Annotated in this window: 17 protein-coding genes; 2 read left to right on the top strand and 15 right to left on the bottom strand. The window is 64.7% G+C overall.

Going from position 1 to position 17,393, the window contains the following annotated elements:
- Window positions 1-8 precede the first annotated feature (8 nt).
- On the top strand, window positions 9-941 hold the full coding sequence (locus IPL75_11200; protein ID MBK9240803.1) for a J domain-containing protein: 933 nt from the start codon (window positions 9-11) through the stop codon (window positions 939-941).
- Complete coding sequence (clpB, locus tag IPL75_11205) at window positions 938-3,469, top strand: ATP-dependent chaperone ClpB (GenBank protein ID MBK9240804.1); 2,532 nt, start codon at window positions 938-940, stop codon at window positions 3,467-3,469. The genes IPL75_11200 and clpB overlap by 4 nt, the downstream gene beginning before the upstream one ends.
- An 18-nt stretch (window positions 3,470-3,487) precedes the next feature.
- On the opposite strand, the gene IPL75_11210 is transcribed toward clpB, so the two are convergent.
- The 15 genes from IPL75_11210 to IPL75_11280 all read right to left on the bottom strand — a co-directional run bounded on the left by IPL75_11210 (window position 3,488) and on the right by IPL75_11280 (window position 17,392).
- Window positions 3,488-4,036: a hypothetical protein gene (locus tag IPL75_11210; GenBank protein MBK9240805.1), complete on the bottom strand. Its 549-nt coding sequence runs from the start codon at window positions 4,034-4,036 to the stop codon at window positions 3,488-3,490.
- A gap of 184 nt (window positions 4,037-4,220) precedes the next feature.
- Window positions 4,221-5,621, bottom strand: coding sequence for a transcription termination factor Rho (rho, locus tag IPL75_11215; protein MBK9240806.1), 1,401 nt, complete (start codon window positions 5,619-5,621; stop codon window positions 4,221-4,223).
- A 139-nt stretch (window positions 5,622-5,760) separates the two neighbouring features.
- Complete coding sequence (locus tag IPL75_11220) at window positions 5,761-6,129, bottom strand: CoA-binding protein (protein ID MBK9240807.1); 369 nt, start codon at window positions 6,127-6,129, stop codon at window positions 5,761-5,763.
- Window positions 6,130-6,164: 35 nt separating this feature from the next.
- On the bottom strand, window positions 6,165-8,702 hold the full coding sequence (locus tag IPL75_11225; GenBank protein MBK9240808.1) for an ABC transporter permease: 2,538 nt from the start codon (window positions 8,700-8,702) through the stop codon (window positions 6,165-6,167).
- 14 nt (window positions 8,703-8,716) lie between these two features.
- Window positions 8,717-9,061 carry a helix-turn-helix transcriptional regulator gene (locus tag IPL75_11230; GenBank protein ID MBK9240809.1) on the bottom strand — a complete coding sequence of 115 codons (345 nt, stop codon included), beginning with the start codon at window positions 9,059-9,061 and terminating at the stop codon, window positions 8,717-8,719.
- Window positions 9,062-9,135: 74 nt separating this feature from the next.
- Window positions 9,136-9,552, bottom strand: coding sequence for a PIN domain-containing protein (locus tag IPL75_11235; GenBank protein ID MBK9240810.1), 417 nt, complete (start codon window positions 9,550-9,552; stop codon window positions 9,136-9,138).
- Window positions 9,552-9,785: a hypothetical protein gene (locus IPL75_11240; GenBank protein ID MBK9240811.1), complete on the bottom strand. Its 234-nt coding sequence runs from the start codon at window positions 9,783-9,785 to the stop codon at window positions 9,552-9,554. Before IPL75_11240 ends, IPL75_11235 begins: the two co-directional genes overlap by 1 nt.
- Before the next feature lie 55 nt (window positions 9,786-9,840).
- A complete protein-coding gene (locus IPL75_11245) occupies window positions 9,841-10,422 on the bottom strand; it encodes a peptidylprolyl isomerase (GenBank protein ID MBK9240812.1) in 582 nt (193 codons plus the stop codon).
- 4 nt (window positions 10,423-10,426) lie between these two features.
- Window positions 10,427-11,827 (bottom strand): FAD-binding protein, encoded by a 1,401-nt coding sequence (locus IPL75_11250; protein MBK9240813.1) that lies wholly within the window; start codon window positions 11,825-11,827, stop codon window positions 10,427-10,429.
- On the bottom strand, window positions 11,806-13,011 hold the full coding sequence (locus tag IPL75_11255; GenBank protein MBK9240814.1) for a pyridoxal phosphate-dependent aminotransferase: 1,206 nt from the start codon (window positions 13,009-13,011) through the stop codon (window positions 11,806-11,808). Before IPL75_11255 ends, IPL75_11250 begins: the two co-directional genes overlap by 22 nt.
- On the bottom strand, window positions 13,008-13,520 hold the full coding sequence (gene coaD, locus IPL75_11260; GenBank protein MBK9240815.1) for a pantetheine-phosphate adenylyltransferase: 513 nt from the start codon (window positions 13,518-13,520) through the stop codon (window positions 13,008-13,010). The genes IPL75_11255 and coaD overlap by 4 nt, the downstream gene beginning before the upstream one ends.
- Window positions 13,521-13,526: 6 nt before the next feature.
- Window positions 13,527-14,051 carry a 16S rRNA (guanine(966)-N(2))-methyltransferase RsmD gene (gene rsmD, locus IPL75_11265; protein MBK9240816.1) on the bottom strand — a complete coding sequence of 175 codons (525 nt, stop codon included), beginning with the start codon at window positions 14,049-14,051 and terminating at the stop codon, window positions 13,527-13,529.
- Between the two features lie 2 nt (window positions 14,052-14,053).
- Window positions 14,054-16,156 carry an ATP-dependent DNA helicase RecG gene (recG, locus tag IPL75_11270; GenBank protein ID MBK9240817.1) on the bottom strand — a complete coding sequence of 701 codons (2,103 nt, stop codon included), beginning with the start codon at window positions 16,154-16,156 and terminating at the stop codon, window positions 14,054-14,056.
- A gap of 26 nt (window positions 16,157-16,182) precedes the next feature.
- Window positions 16,183-16,794: a hypothetical protein gene (locus IPL75_11275; GenBank protein MBK9240818.1), complete on the bottom strand. Its 612-nt coding sequence runs from the start codon at window positions 16,792-16,794 to the stop codon at window positions 16,183-16,185.
- Between the two features lie 28 nt (window positions 16,795-16,822).
- Window positions 16,823-17,392, bottom strand: a complete 570-nt coding sequence (locus tag IPL75_11280) for a hypothetical protein (protein ID MBK9240819.1) — start codon at window positions 17,390-17,392, stop codon at window positions 16,823-16,825.
- Window position 17,393 lies beyond the last annotated feature (1 nt).

Here is a 17,393-nt window from a genome sequence, read left to right on the forward strand (position 1 = left end):
TGATGCCAGTGGAGTTCAAGGACTACTACGCCACCCTCGGCGTTACCAAGGCCGCGTCCGAGGCAGAGATCAAAAAAGCCTACCGCAAGCTCGCGCGGCAGCATCACCCTGATCTCAACCCGGGCAACAAGGCCGCTGAAGCCCGGTTCAAGGACATCAACGAAGCGAATGAGGTGCTGGGCAACGCCGAGTCGCGCCGCAAGTACGACGAACTCGGCGCCAACTGGCGCAATGTCGATCAGGCCGGTGAACAACACGGCGCTCCGCATGCCCGCCGGCGATCACGCACGGTCACCCACGATGAGATGTCGGACATGTTCGGAGAAGGTGTGCCCTTCTCCGACTTCTTCACCACGTTCTTCGGCGGCGCCGAGGCCGGTCCGCGCGGCCGCCGGCCGGCGCGCCCGCAACGGGGGCGCGACATCGAGCAGTTGCTGGACCTGACTTTGGAAGAGACATTCGGCGGCACCAGCCGCCATCTTCAGGTGGAGCGCAAAGGCCGGCCTCATACGGTGGAAGTGAGAATTCCGGCGGGCGTCAAGGACGGGTCGCGGGTCAAAGTCCGCAATGAGGGTGAACCCGGTGGCACCGAGATGCCGCCAGGGGATCTGTATCTGGTGGTACGGCAGTTGCCTCATTCCACGTTTGAACGGCGTGGGCAGGATCTGTATACCCGGCTTGCGGTGCCGGTGACCACGGCGGTGCTGGGCGGCGATGTGACAGTGCCGACGCTGGCGGGTTCGTCGATCAAGCTCCGGGTGCCCGAGCTGACGCCGGCGGGCCGGACGTTCCGGCTGCGCGGGCACGGCATGCCCGACGTCAAAGACCCGGCTGTTCGCGGGGACCTGTTTGTGGCTGTGGATATTCAGATGCCCACAAGTCTCTCGGCCGAGGCCAAAGAACACTATCAAGCACTCGAGAAGCTGGCAGGCACATCATGAACCTCAATCGATACACCGAAAAGGCACAGGAATCAGTACTCGCCGCTCAGCAGCTTGCAGAGCGTGCGGGTAATCCCGAGGTGCTGCCCGAACATCTGCTGGCCGCACTTGTCACCCAGCGTGACGGTATTGTTCCGGCGATCCTCGGAAAGATGCAGCTCGATGCGACTGCGATCGGCGCCGGGGCGCACGACCTCCTCAAGGCACTCCCCCGCGCCCAGGGTGGCGCCCAGCCGGGCTTGTCGTCACGCCTGCGCTCGATCACGTCAGCCGCCGAACAGGAAGCCGAGCGTCTCAAAGACGAATACACGAGCACCGAGCACCTCTTTGTGGCGTTGGCCAGCGAAGGCGGCCGGTCGGCGTCAGCGAAGTTCCTCCAGCAGCAGGCAATTTCGAAAGACGCCGTCCTGCAGGCCCTCACCCAGATCCGAGGCTCGCAGCGTGTGACCGACCAGAATCCCGAAGGCAAGTATCAGGCGCTTGAGCGGTACGGACGCGACCTGACTGAAGCGGCCCGCAAGGGCAAGCTCGACCCTGTCATCGGCCGCGATGAAGAGATTCGTCGGGTCATCCAGGTGTTGTCGCGCCGGACGAAGAACAATCCCGTGCTGATCGGCGAACCTGGAGTCGGCAAAACCGCGGTCGTCGAAGGCCTTGCGCAACGTATCGTCCGCGGCGACGTCCCCGAGGGCCTGCGCGATCGCATCATCTTCGCACTCGACATGGGCTCCCTTGTCGCCGGGGCCAAGTTCCGCGGGGAGTTCGAAGAACGCCTCAAGGCGGTGCTCAAGGAGATCACCGACTCGGAGGGACAGATCATCCTGTTCATCGACGAGCTTCACACCGTGGTGGGAGCCGGCGCGGCTGAAGGGTCGATCGACGCGTCGAACATGCTCAAGCCCATGCTGGCGCGAGGCGAACTCCACACGATTGGCGCCACCACCCTCGACGAATATCGCAAGTACATCGAGAAAGACGCGGCGCTCGAACGGCGTTTCCAGCCGGTGATGGTGGACCAGCCGTCGGTGGAAGATACGATCAGCATCCTGCGCGGTCTGCGCGAGCGGTACGAAATTCACCACGGCGTGCAGTTCAAGGACTCGGCCCTCGTCGCCGCGGCAGTGCTCTCGCATCGCTACATCGCGGACCGCTTCCTGCCCGACAAGGCGATTGACCTCATCGACGAAGCCGCGTCCCGCCTTCGAATGGAAATTGATTCCATGCCTGCAGAGCTCGATGAGATCGAGCGCCGGGTGATGCAACTGGAGATCGAACGCGAGGCGCTGCGCAAGGAATCAGACGCCCCCTCTCGCGAGCGCCTGGAGAAACTCGAAAAGGAACTGGGCGGCCTCAAAGAAGAGCGCACTCGCCTCTCCGCGCAGTGGCAGAAGGAAAAGGACGCCATTCAGGGCGTCCGCGGCAAGAAAGAGGAACTCGAACGCCTGCGCCTTGAGGTGGAACAGGCGCAGCGGTCGGGTGACTACGGGCGCGCCTCAGAGCTGCAGTACGGCCGCATCCCGGAGCTCGAGCGCGAGATCCTCGCACATGACCAGGGCGCGACGACACCGGCCACCGGACAAATGCTCAAGGAGCAGGTGGATGAACAGGACATCGCCGAGGTGGTGGCGCGATGGACGCACATTCCCGTGACACGCCTGATGGAAGGCGAAGTGCAGAAACTCGTCCAGATGGAGGAACGCCTCCATCAGCGTGTGGTCGGCCAGCACAACGCCATCGTCGCCGTCGCCAACGCGATGCGCCGCGCCCGCGCGGGCCTGCAGGATCCGAATCGGCCTCTGGGCAGCTTCCTTTTCCTGGGTCCGACAGGCGTCGGCAAAACCGAGGTCGGCCGCGCGCTGGCGGAATTCCTGTTCGACGATGAGCAGGCGATGATCCGGATTGACATGTCGGAGTACCAGGAGAAGCACACCGTCTCGCGACTGATTGGCGCGCCTCCGGGATACGTCGGATACGAGGAAGCCGGCCAGCTCACCGAGGCCGTGCGGCGGCGGCCCTATGCCGTGGTGCTCTTCGACGAAGTTGAAAAGGGACACCCTGAAGTGTTCAACGTGCTGCTGCAGTTGCTGGATGACGGCCGGCTGACGGATGGCAAGGGCCGCACGGTGGACTTCAAGAACACCGTCGTGATCATGACGTCGAACGTGCGCGACCAGGAAGCACTGCGCGCACACTTCCGTCCGGAGTTCCTCAATCGCATCGACGAGATCGTGTTCTTCGACGCGCTCAGCAAAGCCGACATCCGCAAGGTGATCGACATCCAGCTGCGGTCGTTGCTCAAGCGGCTTGAAGAACGCAAGATTGTGCTCGAGATGACCGACGCCGCCCGGGACCTGCTGGTGGAAGAAGGCTACGACCCCGTCTACGGTGCGCGCCCCCTGAAGCGCACATTGCAGCGCCGCGTGCTGGACCCGCTCGCGATGGGCGTGCTTCAGGGCGACTTCAAGGAAGGCGACACGGTGGTGGCCGACGCCGCCGACGGCCACGTGGCGCTGCGACGCCGGGTCTAAAGACCCGGCTACCCGTGGCTACCAGAGCGAAATTCCGCGCACGGTCAGCCAGGCCGTAGCGATGTTGAACACGATGTTCCCTGCGCCAAACGGCAGGATGACGCGCCAATACGGTACACCGGCCGCCCCCAGGGGGACCATGACGATGTCGTTTGGCAGCGGCATCACCGCTCCATAGACAAACAGGAACGCGTAAAACTTGGCGCTGTGGATGTCAGACACCCGACGTCGCACAAACGCAATGGCCCCTGACGCCCGCGCGGGAAGGACCGCTCGCCCCGCGTGTCCCACCATGTACGACGTGGTGTCGCCGACAATGACGCCCAGGCCTGCACAGAGACCGACAAGAAACGGATTGGCACCACCCGCAGCCGCCGTCGCGACCACCAGGTAGTACGGAAACGGAAAAATAATCGAGGTGCCGCCCAGCACTCCCGCGATGAACACCGCCGGGAGCGTGTTGCCGCCCATTTGCGCGACGATTACTTCGGGAGACACGAAGTACAGCGCCACTGACCATGACAGCACCAGCAGCAGCACGATGGCGTACGTGACTTTGCGATTCATCTGGCTGTCACGGCCGTCTCCTGATGACCTTGAGGGTCCAGATGCTTTGAGGCGGCGGCGCCGCAGCGGTCCAGAGCACAACTGCGGTCCAGGCCACCCTGCTCCGCCGAAGCCATGTCTCGATCATGCCTGCCACCGGGCGCAGTCTAGTCCAGAGCAGCGGTGCAGGCAAACGGCGCGCGCACTACCCCATCTTCTGCATCGCGGCCAGGAACTCGGCGTTCGACTTGGTCTTGAAGAGTTTGTCGATGAGCAGTTCCATGGCCTCGACCGGCGACAGCGGGTTGAGCACCTTGCGCAGCACCCAGATCCGGTTGAGGTCGTCCTTGGTGTGCAGCAGCTCTTCCTTGCGGGTGCCGCTCTTGATGATGTCGATCGCCGGGAACACGCGCTTGTCCACCAGCTTGCGGTCCAGGTGGATTTCCATGTTGCCCGTGCCCTTGAACTCTTCAAAAATCACGTCGTCCATGCGCGAGCCCGTATCCACCAGTGCGGTCGCCATGATCGTGATGGAACCACCCTCTTCGATGTTGCGGGCCGCACCGAAGAACCGCTTCGGCTTCTGCAGCGCGTTGGAATCAAGACCGCCTGAGAGCACTTTGCCAGACGACGGCGCCACGGTGTTGTAGGCGCGCGCGAGACGTGTGATCGAGTCGAGGAGAATGACGACGTCTTTCTTGTGCTCGACGAGACGCTTCGCTTTTTCGATGACCATCTCGGCCACCTGCACGTGACGCTGCGCGGGCTCGTCGAACGTGGACGAAATGACTTCGCCACGCACCGACCGCTGCATGTCGGTCACTTCTTCCGGCCGCTCATCGATGAGCAGCACGATCAGATACACCTCAGGGTGATTGGTCGTAATGGACTGCGCGATGTTCTGCAGCAGCATCGTCTTACCCGTGCGGGGCGGCGCGACGATGAGGCCGCGCTGGCCTTTGCCGATGGGCGTCATGAGGTCCATGACGCGGGCGGAGACGTTGTCGGAGGTGGTCTCGAGCTTGAGGCGCTCCTGCGGATAGAGCGGCGTCAGGTTCTCGAAGAAGAGCTTGTTACGCGCCTGGTCGGGCGCCTCGAAGTTGACCGCTTCCACTTTGATGAGCGCGAAGTAGCGCTCGCCATCCTTGGGCGGCCGCACCTGGCCCGACACCGTATCGCCGGTCTGCAGATCAAACTTGCGGATTTGCGACGGTGACACGTAGATGTCGTCTGGGCCCGGCAGGTAGTTGTAGTCGGGCGCGCGCAGGAAGCCGAAGCCGTCCGGCAGCACTTCGAGCACACCTTCCGAGAACAGGAACCCGCTCTGCTCGGTCTGCGCCTTGAGAATCTGGAAGATCAGATCCTGTTTGCGCATCCCTGTGGCGCCAATGACGTTGAGGTCTTTGGCCACCTGGGTGAGCTTCTGGATGCTCATGTCCTTCAGGTCATTGATGTTGAGCATCGGCGCCTTCTGGATGGGCGCGGCATCAGGGTTGTTGGCGGCTTCGGCCTCGGCTCGCGCCTGTTCGGCGGCGTATTCGAGGGCGGGGTCTGCAACAGGAAGGTCGGGGGAGCGACGTCCGGAACGTCTGGGATGGTGTGCCATGTGGTGCGAACTCAGAAAAACTTCAGAAAATCTGGAACCGTTTAGGTTGGTTTGGGGGAGCGAACGAGGACTAACAGCGGCAGTATAACACGGAGTCCAGAGGTCCCGAAGTCCTGGGGTCCTGGGGTCCCGGGGACTCTCAATAGTTAATGGGTGAATCGCCGATGGCCAGGATCGAGCAGGCCACGCGGGGCTTGAGGCCCAGGGCGTGGGCGCGGGCAATGACGTGGGGCTCATCGGCGCCCGGGTTGAGCCACAGCACGGCGATCCCCTTCTGGGCGATCTCGTCGAGCACCGGCAGGCTGGCTTCGGCATGCAGGTAGACGGTCGCTTCATCGATGGCGCCGGGATAGTCGAGCACGCTTGGGTAGGCCTTCTCCCCTTCCACTTCCGCCTCCGTCGGGTGAATCGGGACAACGGTGAAGCCTTGTTCGCGAAATGCACGGAGCGCTTTGTTGCCGAATTTCCGGCGGTCACGGGAGGCGCCGATCACGGCAACGGTGGACATCCTGCCATTCTACTTGGGGCAGGACCGGAAGATCGCTACTGAGATCGCAGCACGACCGCGGGATCGACGCGACTCGCGCGGCGAGCTGGAATCCATGCCGCGATCACGGCGGTCGCAAGCAACACGCTCACCACGAGGGCCAGCGTCCAGGGGTCACGCGCGTCTGTCTCATAAAGGAAGGTCTGCAAGGCCTTCCCCGCCCAGTAAGTGGCGACCACGCCAACGGCTGTGCCAATCGCCACCGGCACCAACGCCTCACGGATCACCAGGCGCACCAAATCGCCTGGCGCGGCGCCGAGCGTCAGACGCACGCCCATTTCCTGTCGCCTCAGAGCGACGTTGAAGAGTGTCAACGCCAGAATGCCCGTGCCGGCGATGAGAAGTCCACACACGGCGAACGCGGTGAACAACATCGCGCGAAACCTCGGCTCGCGCAGACTTCTGTCCAACCCTTCGACGAGCGGCGTGAGCCGCACGCGACTTGCGGTACGGCTCGACAGCGCCTGGCGGTACGTCGCTGCGGTTTCCGGTGAGTCGTCTGCCATGCGGACCAGCCACGATGAGTAGAAGGCGGGTTGGGTTCCAAGGGGCACAAACATGGCCGGCCGAACCGCCTCACCGTAGAGATCGCGCAGCGCCGGCACGATACCCACGACGGTTCGCGGCACGTCGTCGGCAAGAGTGATGGTTCGACCTATCGCCTGGTCCGCTGAGAGGTCTGGCCAGACCTCCGAGAGCGCCGCCGGATTGAGCAGGGCGACGGGTGCGCGGGTCGAGACCTCATCCAGGGTGAACTCGCGGCCCGCGAGCAGCGGACTGCGGAGCGCGGCGAAATACCCGCCGGACACTTCGAAACGGCCGCCGCGAATGTTTCTGTCGGTCGAGAAGCCTCGCATCGCGGTGGCGCCCGATCCGACGATGCTGTCCCCGCCCGCGACGGCGATCACGCCCGGCAGCCCGACACTCTCCAGGAGGGATTGTTCGTAGCGAGCGAGACTGTCCTGAGGAGAAGGCCGCGCCGCCGGCGTCGCGCTCGGCGCTGCCTGAACGTTCACTGTATACAGGCCACGCGGATCGAGCCCCACACCTTCGTCCAGTAGATTCGCGAAACTTCGCAGGGTGCCAGCGGCGCCAAAGACCAGCACGACCCCGAGCGCGGCTTCAACAGCGAGCAGGGTGCTCCCGCCGGCCAGTTTGCGCCGCCCGCCGCTGCCACTTGCGGTGAGCAACGCATCGGTCGGTCGTACGCGGGCCGCGCGTAGTCCCGCCCATCCGCCGGCGATGAGTGAACACAGCACCGAAGCCACGAGTGTCACTGCCACCGTCCGCGAGTCTGTAGCAGCGGCCGCATAGCGAGCCATCAATGGGGGCAGGACCGTCCGCAACACGTCAGCGGTCCACAGCGATGCCAGGACTGCCGCGCTCGCCCCAAGCGCGCACACCAACCCGGTTTCCATCACCGTCGTGCTGATGATCCTCGCACGCGACGCCCCAAGGGCAGTCCGCAAGGCCATGTCGCGTTCGCGCACTCGTCCACGCGCCAGGATCAGTCCTGCCAGATTGGCGCACGCCAGCAGCAGCACAAGGCCGGCCGCCACGGCAATGAGCGACGCCTGCCTGGCACTTCGCTCGAACAAGGTCGCCTCAAGCGGTTCCACCCGAACGAACGGCAGCGGCGTGTCGGGACGGTCGCGCGGCCCTCGAACGCGGGGCCCGAGCGCTGCGATCAGCGCACCGATCTCCGCCGTGGCCTGATCCGTTGTAGCGCCAGGCGCCAGTCGCGCCACAGGAGCGACGGTTTGCGGCGAGGAGAACATCGCCAGGCCGTCCCACGCCGCACTGGCCATGGCCCACGATGGCGCCACGAACCCGCACGGCAACACCCCGATGATGGGTACCACGCCCGTGCTCGTCCGCAATTCTTTCGTCAGCACGTCCTGTGCCCCACCAAACTTCGACTGCCATGTCTCGTAGGACAGCAGCGCCACGCGACGGTCCTGACGGGTCTCTTCTTCCGTCACGTCACGGCCCACGACCGGCGCAACGCCGAGGATCGACAAGAGTCCCATCGATGTCTGGTGCAGCCACAACGGAGGCACTTCGTCACTCGCACCGTTCACGCGGTACGGCTCAGCGAAACCCACCACCGCCATTGGCCCCACCGTCTTGAGAGCCCCGCCCTCTTTCAGAACGGCACTCGGAAACCCACCACCGCAGGCTCCGGTCTTGAGATTGCACGCCCGAAGAAGGACCAGGCGTTCCGACTCTGCAAACGGCAATGAGCGGAACAGGATCCGGTCCACCACCGAGAACGTGGCGAGGTTGATGCCGATGCCCACGAAGAACACCGCCGCAGCTCCAATGGCGAACCCCTTCGCTCGCCACAATGAACGGAGGACGTACCGGAGGTCAGTCATGAACGTGTCTCCATTGATTACCGGTTGGAGGCGAAGGCCGACGCCGATCGTCTGGGCGGCCACCCACATGCGGCCCTTGCCACGTGCGCGAGCCTCGTCCTCAAGGTCGCGGAGGACCACATCGCGCCACGGACGAGGGATCAGGAGCCGCAGCATGGTGACCTATGCGTTCAGGTGCGGCGGACCTTCGCCAGAACCGTTCCATCGGCAAGGCGATCGACCGCGCCTTTGGCGTTCTTGAGTGCCGCGAGGCCGGGAGGCTTCAGCTGGAAGATTCGACGGGCTTTGCCGCCGCGCACGGCGACGGGCTCCGAAAAGTATGACGTGACGTAGCTCTTGCGCTCGAGTCGCTCAAGCGCGACGTAGATCGTGCCGCGCGACAACTCGACGCCGGCCTCGCGAAGCACCAGGTCTCGAATGGGCACCGCATAGGCGTCGTCTCGCAACCGCAACACGGCCAGCAGGACCAGCATCTCCACTTCTCCGAGGAGCGCCGTGTCGGGCGATTTCTTCAAGAAGGCCATATTGCTTCCTGATGCGGCATTATGGGGATAGGACGCCGCGCCGTCAACTCTGGCCTTGGCCGTCCCTACTTCGGCGAAATCAGGGGAATCACTTGCCGCCCAAGGCGGCGGTAGCGCCGGAAGTCGCTGTCCAATGTGAGCACCTTCGCCTGACGCCGCTCTTCGGTAATGCGGACCAGGCAGGCGTCGGCCAGCGACATCGGCACATCCGCATACCGCTTCATCAGGCGACGCAGATGCTCCGCCTCCTGATCGATCTGGAACCGGCAGACGATATGCCCACGCTCGAGCAAATCGAGCAACGCATCCGGTCCTCGTGCGTCACCGCGCAGCAGGAACGCGGCTTCCGTCAGCACGGCCTCACACGTCTCAAGCGGCGGCTCGATCTCAGAAAGCCGGGCGACGGCCCAGTCGTGCCAGGTGTCCCGTTTGTTCAGATAGGCGACCAGTGGACCGGTGTCGACGATGACGTCGCGATCCATCAGCGGCCAAACCCCGCCATGTGGCGCGGGTTGGTCGAGAGATCCGCCGGGCCTTCCACGCATCCCGCCAGGTCGGTCGTCAGCGCCGCAAACGACTTCGGGGCGTGAGCAGAATCGCCCTTGCCGGGAACCAGGTACTCAGCCAACGCCTCGCGCATCACGAAGCTGTCGGAGACACCCTTCTCCCGGGCACGGGTCTTGAGGGCCTGCTCCAGTTCCTTTGGCAGTTTCATCGATCGGACTTTCATGGGTATCACCCCGCTGGCATCACTACGCTACCACGGCAGCCTACCGGCGTCCAGCTTTGACGATGACCACGACAGGGTCGAGCGTCTGGGACCCCGAACGCACCGGCGAGGCCTGGATTTTTTTCACCACATCCATCCCCGAGATGACGCGGCCAAACACCGCGAATCCCTGGCCGTCGGCGTTGCGCGCGCCGCCGAAATCCAGCAGGGGTTGGGCGCCGATGCAGATGAAAAAGTCACTCGTCGCAGTGTTGGCGCCGGCGCGTGCCATGGAGACCGCCCCGTCCACATGGGTCAGGCCCGTGACACTGGTGGGCTCAAGCGCGATCGGCGGATGCCCCGGAGTGGCGGACCGCGGCGCACGGCCCCCCTGCACCACTTCAATGGGATGCTCCTTGTTCGTCTCTGTGTCGGGCCGCACCGTGCGATGAAATCTGCCGCCGTCATAGAGCCCCTCGTCGACGTACTTCAGGAAGTTCGCCGCCGTCACTGGCGCCTTCGCCACGTTGACCTCAATCGTGATGGCACCGAGCGATGTCTCGACCACCACGACCACCGGCGCCGGCGGCGCCTGCACCATCGCCCCAAGCACCACCACCGCTGATAGAAGCACGCTGTTCATAAATTCACCCGGGAAACATTTTGCCGGGATTGAGGATGCCGTGCGGGTCGAAGGCCACTTTCACCCGCCGCATCAGATCAACCGTCTCGGGCGTCAGTTCCCACTCAAGGTATTTCATCTTGGAAAATCCGATGCCGTGTTCGCCACTGATCGATCCCTCGAGCGCGATCACGCCCCTGAACAATTCTCCCTCGGCCGCGCGCGCCCTGCGCAGTTCAGCTTTGTCGCCGGGCTTCAGCATGATGTTGACGTGGATGTTGCCGTCGCCCACATGCCCGAAGCAGGGAATCCGCAGACGGTACCGGGCACGCAGCCCTTCGATCAGATCAAACAACTCCGGCACGCGCGCTTTAGGAACCACCACGTCGTGATTGACCTTGAGCGGCGTGATCACTTTCAACGACAGCGAGATTTCCCGCCTCACGCGCCACAGTTCCTGTCGCTCGGCGTCACCAGCCGCACGGAGGAACTCCGTCGATCCGGCCTCACGACAGGCGGCCTCCACGCGATCGGCTTCCGCGGCCACCTGTTCGGCCAGGCCATCCACCTCAAGCAGCAGGATGGCCGCAGTGCCCTCTGGCGCAAGCGATCGCACATGAAGGTTCTTCGCCACGGCATCCAGGCACTCACCATCAATCAGCTCGAGCACAGCCGGAATGACGCGCGCGCGGATCAGGCCGGTCACCGCATTCACCGCGTGGCGCACACTCGGAAACGAGGCTCGCATCGTGACCTGCACCGGCGGCTTGGGTATCAGCCGCAGGATGACCTTGGTGATGATCGCGAGCGTGCCCTCGGACCCCACCAGCAGGTGCGTCAAGTCGTAACCGACCACGTTCTTCACGACCTTGCCGCCGGTGCGGATGATCTCGCCCGTCGGCAGCACGGCCTCGAGACCCAGCACGTACTGCTTGGTCACACCGTACTTGAACGCGCGCGGTCCTCCCGCACACTCCGCGACGTTGCCGCCGATGACCGATTGCCGCAGGCTTGCCGGGTCTGGCGGATAAAACAGGCCCACCGCCTCAACGGCGTCCTGCAGATCCCCCGTCACCACGTGCGGTTCCACCACCGCCAGAAGGTTGCCTTCGTCGATGTCCAGAATGCGGTTGAGTCGCGCGAGGCTGATCACCACACCGCCCTGCGTGGGCACCGCCCCTCCGGTGTACCCCGTCCCCGCTCCACGAGGCACAAGCGGCGTGCGAGTCTCATGGCACAACCGTGCCACCGCCGACACCTCTGCGGTATCTGCGGGCCAGACCACGGCGTCCGCGGGATGCCCGCGCTTGAGCGCATCCACACCGTAGGCTTCACGCGTCTCCTGGTCGGCCCTCACGTGGCCGGCGCCGACGATGGCGCGGAGGCGATCGAGGAGAGCGTCGGTCACGAGTGTTTGCGGGCGAATCGAATCAGGCGAGTCACGCCTTCGCGAAGTCGTTCGAGCGACGTCGCGTACGAGAGCCGCACGAACCCGGGCGCATCAAAAGCCTCGCCCGGCGTGGTCACGACATGCTCCTCGTCCAGCAGCGCATCACTGAATTCGAGCGACGTGCGAAGGCCGCCGGGCGACAGGAAATCTCCGACGTCCGGGAAAACATAAAACGCGCCCTGCGGCACGGCGCAGCGGAATCGCGGCTCTTCGGCCAGCCACTCCAGCACCTGATCGCGGCGTTGCTGATACACGGTCAGCATGTCGGTCACGCACTGTTGCGGCCCGTTGAGCGCGGCCACGGCGGCGTACTGGGAAATGGAACTCGCGTTGGAGGTGGTGTGGCTCTGTAACGCGTTCGCGCCGGACGCAAACGCCTTTGGCCCCACCGCCCATCCCAACCGCCAGCCTGTCATGGCGTAGGCTTTTGACGACGACCCTGCGAGCACGAGCCGGTCGCGCAGCACCTCACCGAAGAGGGCCGGCAGGTTGTGCGGCACCCCGCCGTAGATGAGGCGTTCGTAACACAGGTCGAGGACCACCCAGATGCCCCGCCTTGCCGCCTCGGCCGCGATCACACGCGCGTGGCTTTCCGAGAGAAGCGCACCCGTGGGATTGCCTGGGCTGTTGATGACAATGCCGCGCGTGTTCGGCGTCAGCGCGCCCAGCAGCAACTCAGCCGTCGGCACGAACCCTTGCTCCGCTCGCGTCTGCACGATGACGGGTTTTGCACCAGCCAGTTTGATTTGTTCGGCGATGGTCGGCCATCCAGGTGCGTGTGTGATCACGTCATCACCGGGCCCGAACAGTCCGATGGCGGCATGAAACAACGCCTGTTTGCCGCCGGCGGTAATCACGATCTCATCGGGCGCGTACTCCACCCCATAGTCCGTGCGGTAACGCCCGGCGACGGCCTGCCGCAGTTCCAGCGTGCCCATGTTCGCCGTGTACTTGGTGCGCTGGGCGTCGATCGCCGCATGCCCGGCTTCGCAGATGTGCGCCGGCGTCGGAAAGTCGGGCTCGCCCGCGCCCAGGTCCACCACATCCACACCCTCGCGGCGCAGCTTCTCGGCCGCGATCGTCCCCTTCATGGTGGGTGACATGGCCACGTGCTGCATTCGGGCGGCCAGCTGGGCCGCGCTCGGGGCGGGGGTCATCATGATTCGCTCTTCCCGGCCCTGAGTCGGGCCACCAACCGCTGGGCGATGGCATCGGGCAACAGGCCCTCCACCGATCCGCCAAGTCCTGCCACTTCCTTCACCAGACGGGAACTGATGTGCGCCAGGCGATCGGCCCCGATCACGCACACCGTCTCGATCTCCGGCGCGAGGTGCGCATTCATCAGCGCCATGGGGCGCTCGTAGTCGAAGTCCACGCCGCTGCGCAGCCCCCGCACCACGGCACAGGCGCCCTGGCGCGCCGCGTAGTGCACCAGCAAGCCCTCGAACGCATCCCCCGTCACCTGGCCTGGCTCGCCGAGCCCGGCGCACGCCTCGTTGATCATCGCGACGCGTTCATCCACCGTGAAGACCGCGCGTTTTTCCTGATTGACCAGCACCGCCACAATCACACGGTCGAACAACCGCGTCGTCCGCCGGATCACGTCCAGATGCCCGTTGGTCAACGGATCGAACGACCCAGGAAAAATGGCAATGCGGGATGACGGCATACTTCCCTATCTGTAGAACGACAACGCGCTGTCGCCAGAAACGAGCACGCGCGTCCGAGTCAACCCGGCTTCGCTCGCCGGCGTGTCACGAGACCGCCGATGCTCAATCACCACCGCGCCGTCCGGGGCCAGGTGCGTCGCGGCAACACGCAGCGTCGCCTCCAAGCCGTCATCATCATACGGGGGGTCCAGAAAGACAAGGTCACAGTTGGCCCCGCCACTCGATCGCAGGAAGTCGCCGCGGATGACCTGACACTGCACCTGGACGCCGCAGTGCGCGATGTTTGCCTCGACGATGGGCCAGGCGCGGCGATCTTTTTCGTAGAACGTCACGTGCGTTGCACCGCGGCTGATGGCCTCGAGGCCAACGGCGCCGGTGCCGGCAAACGCATCCAGCACGCGCGCACCCTGGACGCTGGGGCCAAGCACATTGAACAACGTCTCCCTCAGCCGGTCCGACGTCGGCCGCACATCGTCTGTGGCGGGCCCCTGCAGGCGGCGTCCCTTGAGTGAGCCGGCGACGATCCGCATGGCTATCCGACCGCCACAAGGCCGAAGCGCTGTGCCCAGTTGGCCGTGAGGTAGTCCACCAGAGGCTTCGCCTCAGTGGTGTCGTCCAGCCAGGCCACGGCCTCACGCCGCGCTTCTTCCATGAGCACGTGATCACGAACGAGGTCACCCACGCGCAGGGTCGGCAGGCCGGACTGGCGCGTACCGAAGAAATCGCCGGGGCCGCGAATTTCAAGATCGCGCTCAGCAATGACAAAGCCGTCGGTGGTTTCCACCAGCGCATCGATGCGCGCGTGGCCCTGATCGGTCAGCGGCGCCTGATAGACCAACACACACGTGGACGCATGCGCGCCGCGACCGACGCGCCCACGCAACTGATGCAGTTGCGAGAGGCCAAACCGCTCGGCATGTTCCACGACCATGATCGTGGCGTTGGCCACGTCCACGCCCACTTCAACCACGGTCGTGGCCGCCAGCACGTGGACGTCGCCGCGGGCGAACGCGCCCATCACCTGGTCCTTCTCGTCAGACTTCATCTTGCCGTGGAGCAAGGCCACACGGTATTCCGGGAACACGTCGTTCTGCAGCGTCTGCGCCATTTCGGTGGCCGCGCGCAGGTCCACCTTCTCAGACTCCTCCACCAGTGGATAAATCACATAGGCCTGCCGGCCCTGTTCGAGTTCATTGCGCACCATCCGGTAGATATCGTCGCGCCGCGATTCGGGCTTGGCGACCGTGCGAATCGGCTGGCGGCCTGGCGGCAACTCACGAATCACGGACGTATCCAGATCGCCGAACGCCGTGAGCGCGAGCGTCCGCGGAATGGGCGTGGCCGTCATCACGAGCACGTCGGGGTGCTGGCCCTTGCCGCGCAACGTGGCGCGCTGCACCACGCCGAACCGGTGCTGCTCGTCGATCACCACCAGCCCGAGGTCGCGAAATTCCACGGCCCCTTCCACGAGCGCGTGGGTGCCCACCACCATGTGTGTGGTGCCGCTCGTGATCTCTGCCAATGCCGCGCGTTTTTTCGCGGCGGTCAGGCTGCCGGTGAGCGACGCCACACGAAACCGCGAGGGCTCAAGCAACCGGCGAATGGTCATGTAGTGCTGGTCCGCCAGGATCTCTGTGGGCGCCATGAACGCCACCTGGAATCCGTTTTCCATCGCCACAAGCGCCGCCAGCAGGGCCACGATGGTCTTGCCGGCTCCGACGTCACCTTGCAACAGCCGATGCATCGGTGCGGCCCGTTGCATGTCGGTGACAATCTCGCGCAACGCCACTTTCTGGCCGTCGGTGAGTTTGAACGGCAGCACTTTGCGTGCCGCCGCGCGAATCCGATCGTCCACCACCACGGGCCGCGCCTTGAGGTACTGCGCCTGCTGCCGTTTGCGCAGCACCATGCCGGCCTGGAACAGAAAGAACTCCTCAAAGATGAGCCGGCGCTGCGCTTCGGTGCGAAAGGCGTTGAGCGCGTCTACCGGCACGCCGGCTGGAGGAAAGTGCGTCTGTAGAATCGCGTCGCGACGCGTGGGCAGTGATAACGCCTGGCGCACGCTCGCAGGCACCGGGTCACCCAGGTCCTGGGGCAACGCGGCCATCAACTGGTGCATGAGCGACCGCTGCATGCGGGTGGTCATCGAGCCGACCTTCTCGTAGATCGGCACGATGCGCCCGGTGTGCACCTGGGCATCCTCGGGATCGTCGGCGTCGCCCCGGACGATCTCGTACTCGGGATTGCTGAACTGCAGCCCGCTGCCCCGGTACTCGAGCGGACCAAACAGCACCACCTGCTGTTGCGGATGGAACACGTCTTTCAGGAACGACTGATTCGGAAACACCGCCCGCACGGCGCCACTCGCATCGCGGACCACCACTTCGAAGAGGCGAAACCCCGGACGACGGGTGGGACGGATGCCCGATGACAAAACTTCGCCGACGACCGTTGCGGTCATGCCCGGACGCAAGCCGGCGATGGGCATCAGCCGCGCGCGATCTTCATAACGGAGCGGGAATCTCAGGAGCAGATCTTCGACCGTGATGAGGCCGGCGCGCTGGAGGTCGGCGGCACGTCGCGGGCCCACGCCTTTGACGAACTGCAGGGGTTGCGACAAGACGTCGGCAGACATGCGCGGCACGAACGGCGCGCGGCGCGCTACTGGATCACCGTGGCCATTCCACGGCGGAGTTCCACCTCGCGGATGCCCGCCGGCAATTCGAATGGCGTGTCCAGGAGGATGCCCTTTGGCGTCTCAGGCGTTTTTGTGTAAAACGCCAGAAGCTCCTGAAGCACCGACTTCGGTACGGGTGTTCCACCGACTCTGGCGGACTCGTAGGTGTACACGCCCTGGCCGTTGGCCCCACGGAACACGCCGATCAAATGCACTTCAAGAATGCCGGTCACGTAGGCGAGCGGATCGAGCCAGCCGCGCTTCTCGGACGTGCGCACGATGTCCAGATTCACCAACGCACGGCTTTGTACGCGGCCATTGTCGAGAAACTGGATGGTGGGTTGCGTGAGGCCGGTGGGCAGGTCCGGCTGCACGCGCATGAAGGCGTTCAGCTCCTCTTCGGTGAATGTGGTCTTGAGGGCTGGCTTCGCGGCTGTGGCCTCGGCGCGCGTCATGATGGCCTGCATCTTCTTGCTGGCGCGTTCCGCCGCGGCCCGCGACGCATCTTGAGTCACCGCCGAGGCAAGGCCCTCGGCAAGAAACGACGGCACCGCCAACGCGCACAGTGCGACGAGCATCACCAATCGTGAAGGCATGCCCTGATTGTAGCGCGTCCTCGCCCGCTTAGCCCGGCCCTTGCCGGCCGGCCCGTGCTCGCGTGAGGAAGTCGATTTTCTGGCGCTCCATATCTTCTTCGAAGAAGCGGAAGCCCGCACGTTGCCGGACGGTCAGCGCCTCATCGATCGCCTGGCGCGCTGTTCTGAGGGCCCCCTCGAACTTGAGATCGAGGTCGTCAATCGCGCGAAGTCTCCCAGCCAGGTCCGCCTCGCCCGCCTGATCGCGCCAGAGGCGGCGCAGGTCGTTGAGCATGCGCATGCGCTGCTGGTTGTGCCGCCGGCGCAGGTCCTGCAGGGTGTTCATGCGCATGAAAAAGCGCTGGTACTGCTCGTCGTTCAACTGGAGCACCCGCTGCGCCTGTACCAGGGCGTACGCATCAAACATCGACTGCATGTCCTGCAGGGTCATATTGGGTCCGGGCGCGGGCAGCCCCTGCCCGCGTCCACGCTGGCCCTGCGCGTTCGGCCGGTTCACCTGCTGCCCGGGCGGCGGCGGTTCCTGGGCCGCGGCCGGCCACGCGGCCAGTGCGACGAGGCCCACAACACTCGCGAGAACGACTCTGCGGACAATTGCCACG

It is taken from the genome of Acidobacteriota bacterium, assembly GCA_016716905.1.
Lineage (GTDB): Bacteria > Acidobacteriota > Vicinamibacteria > Vicinamibacterales > SCN-69-37 > SYFT01.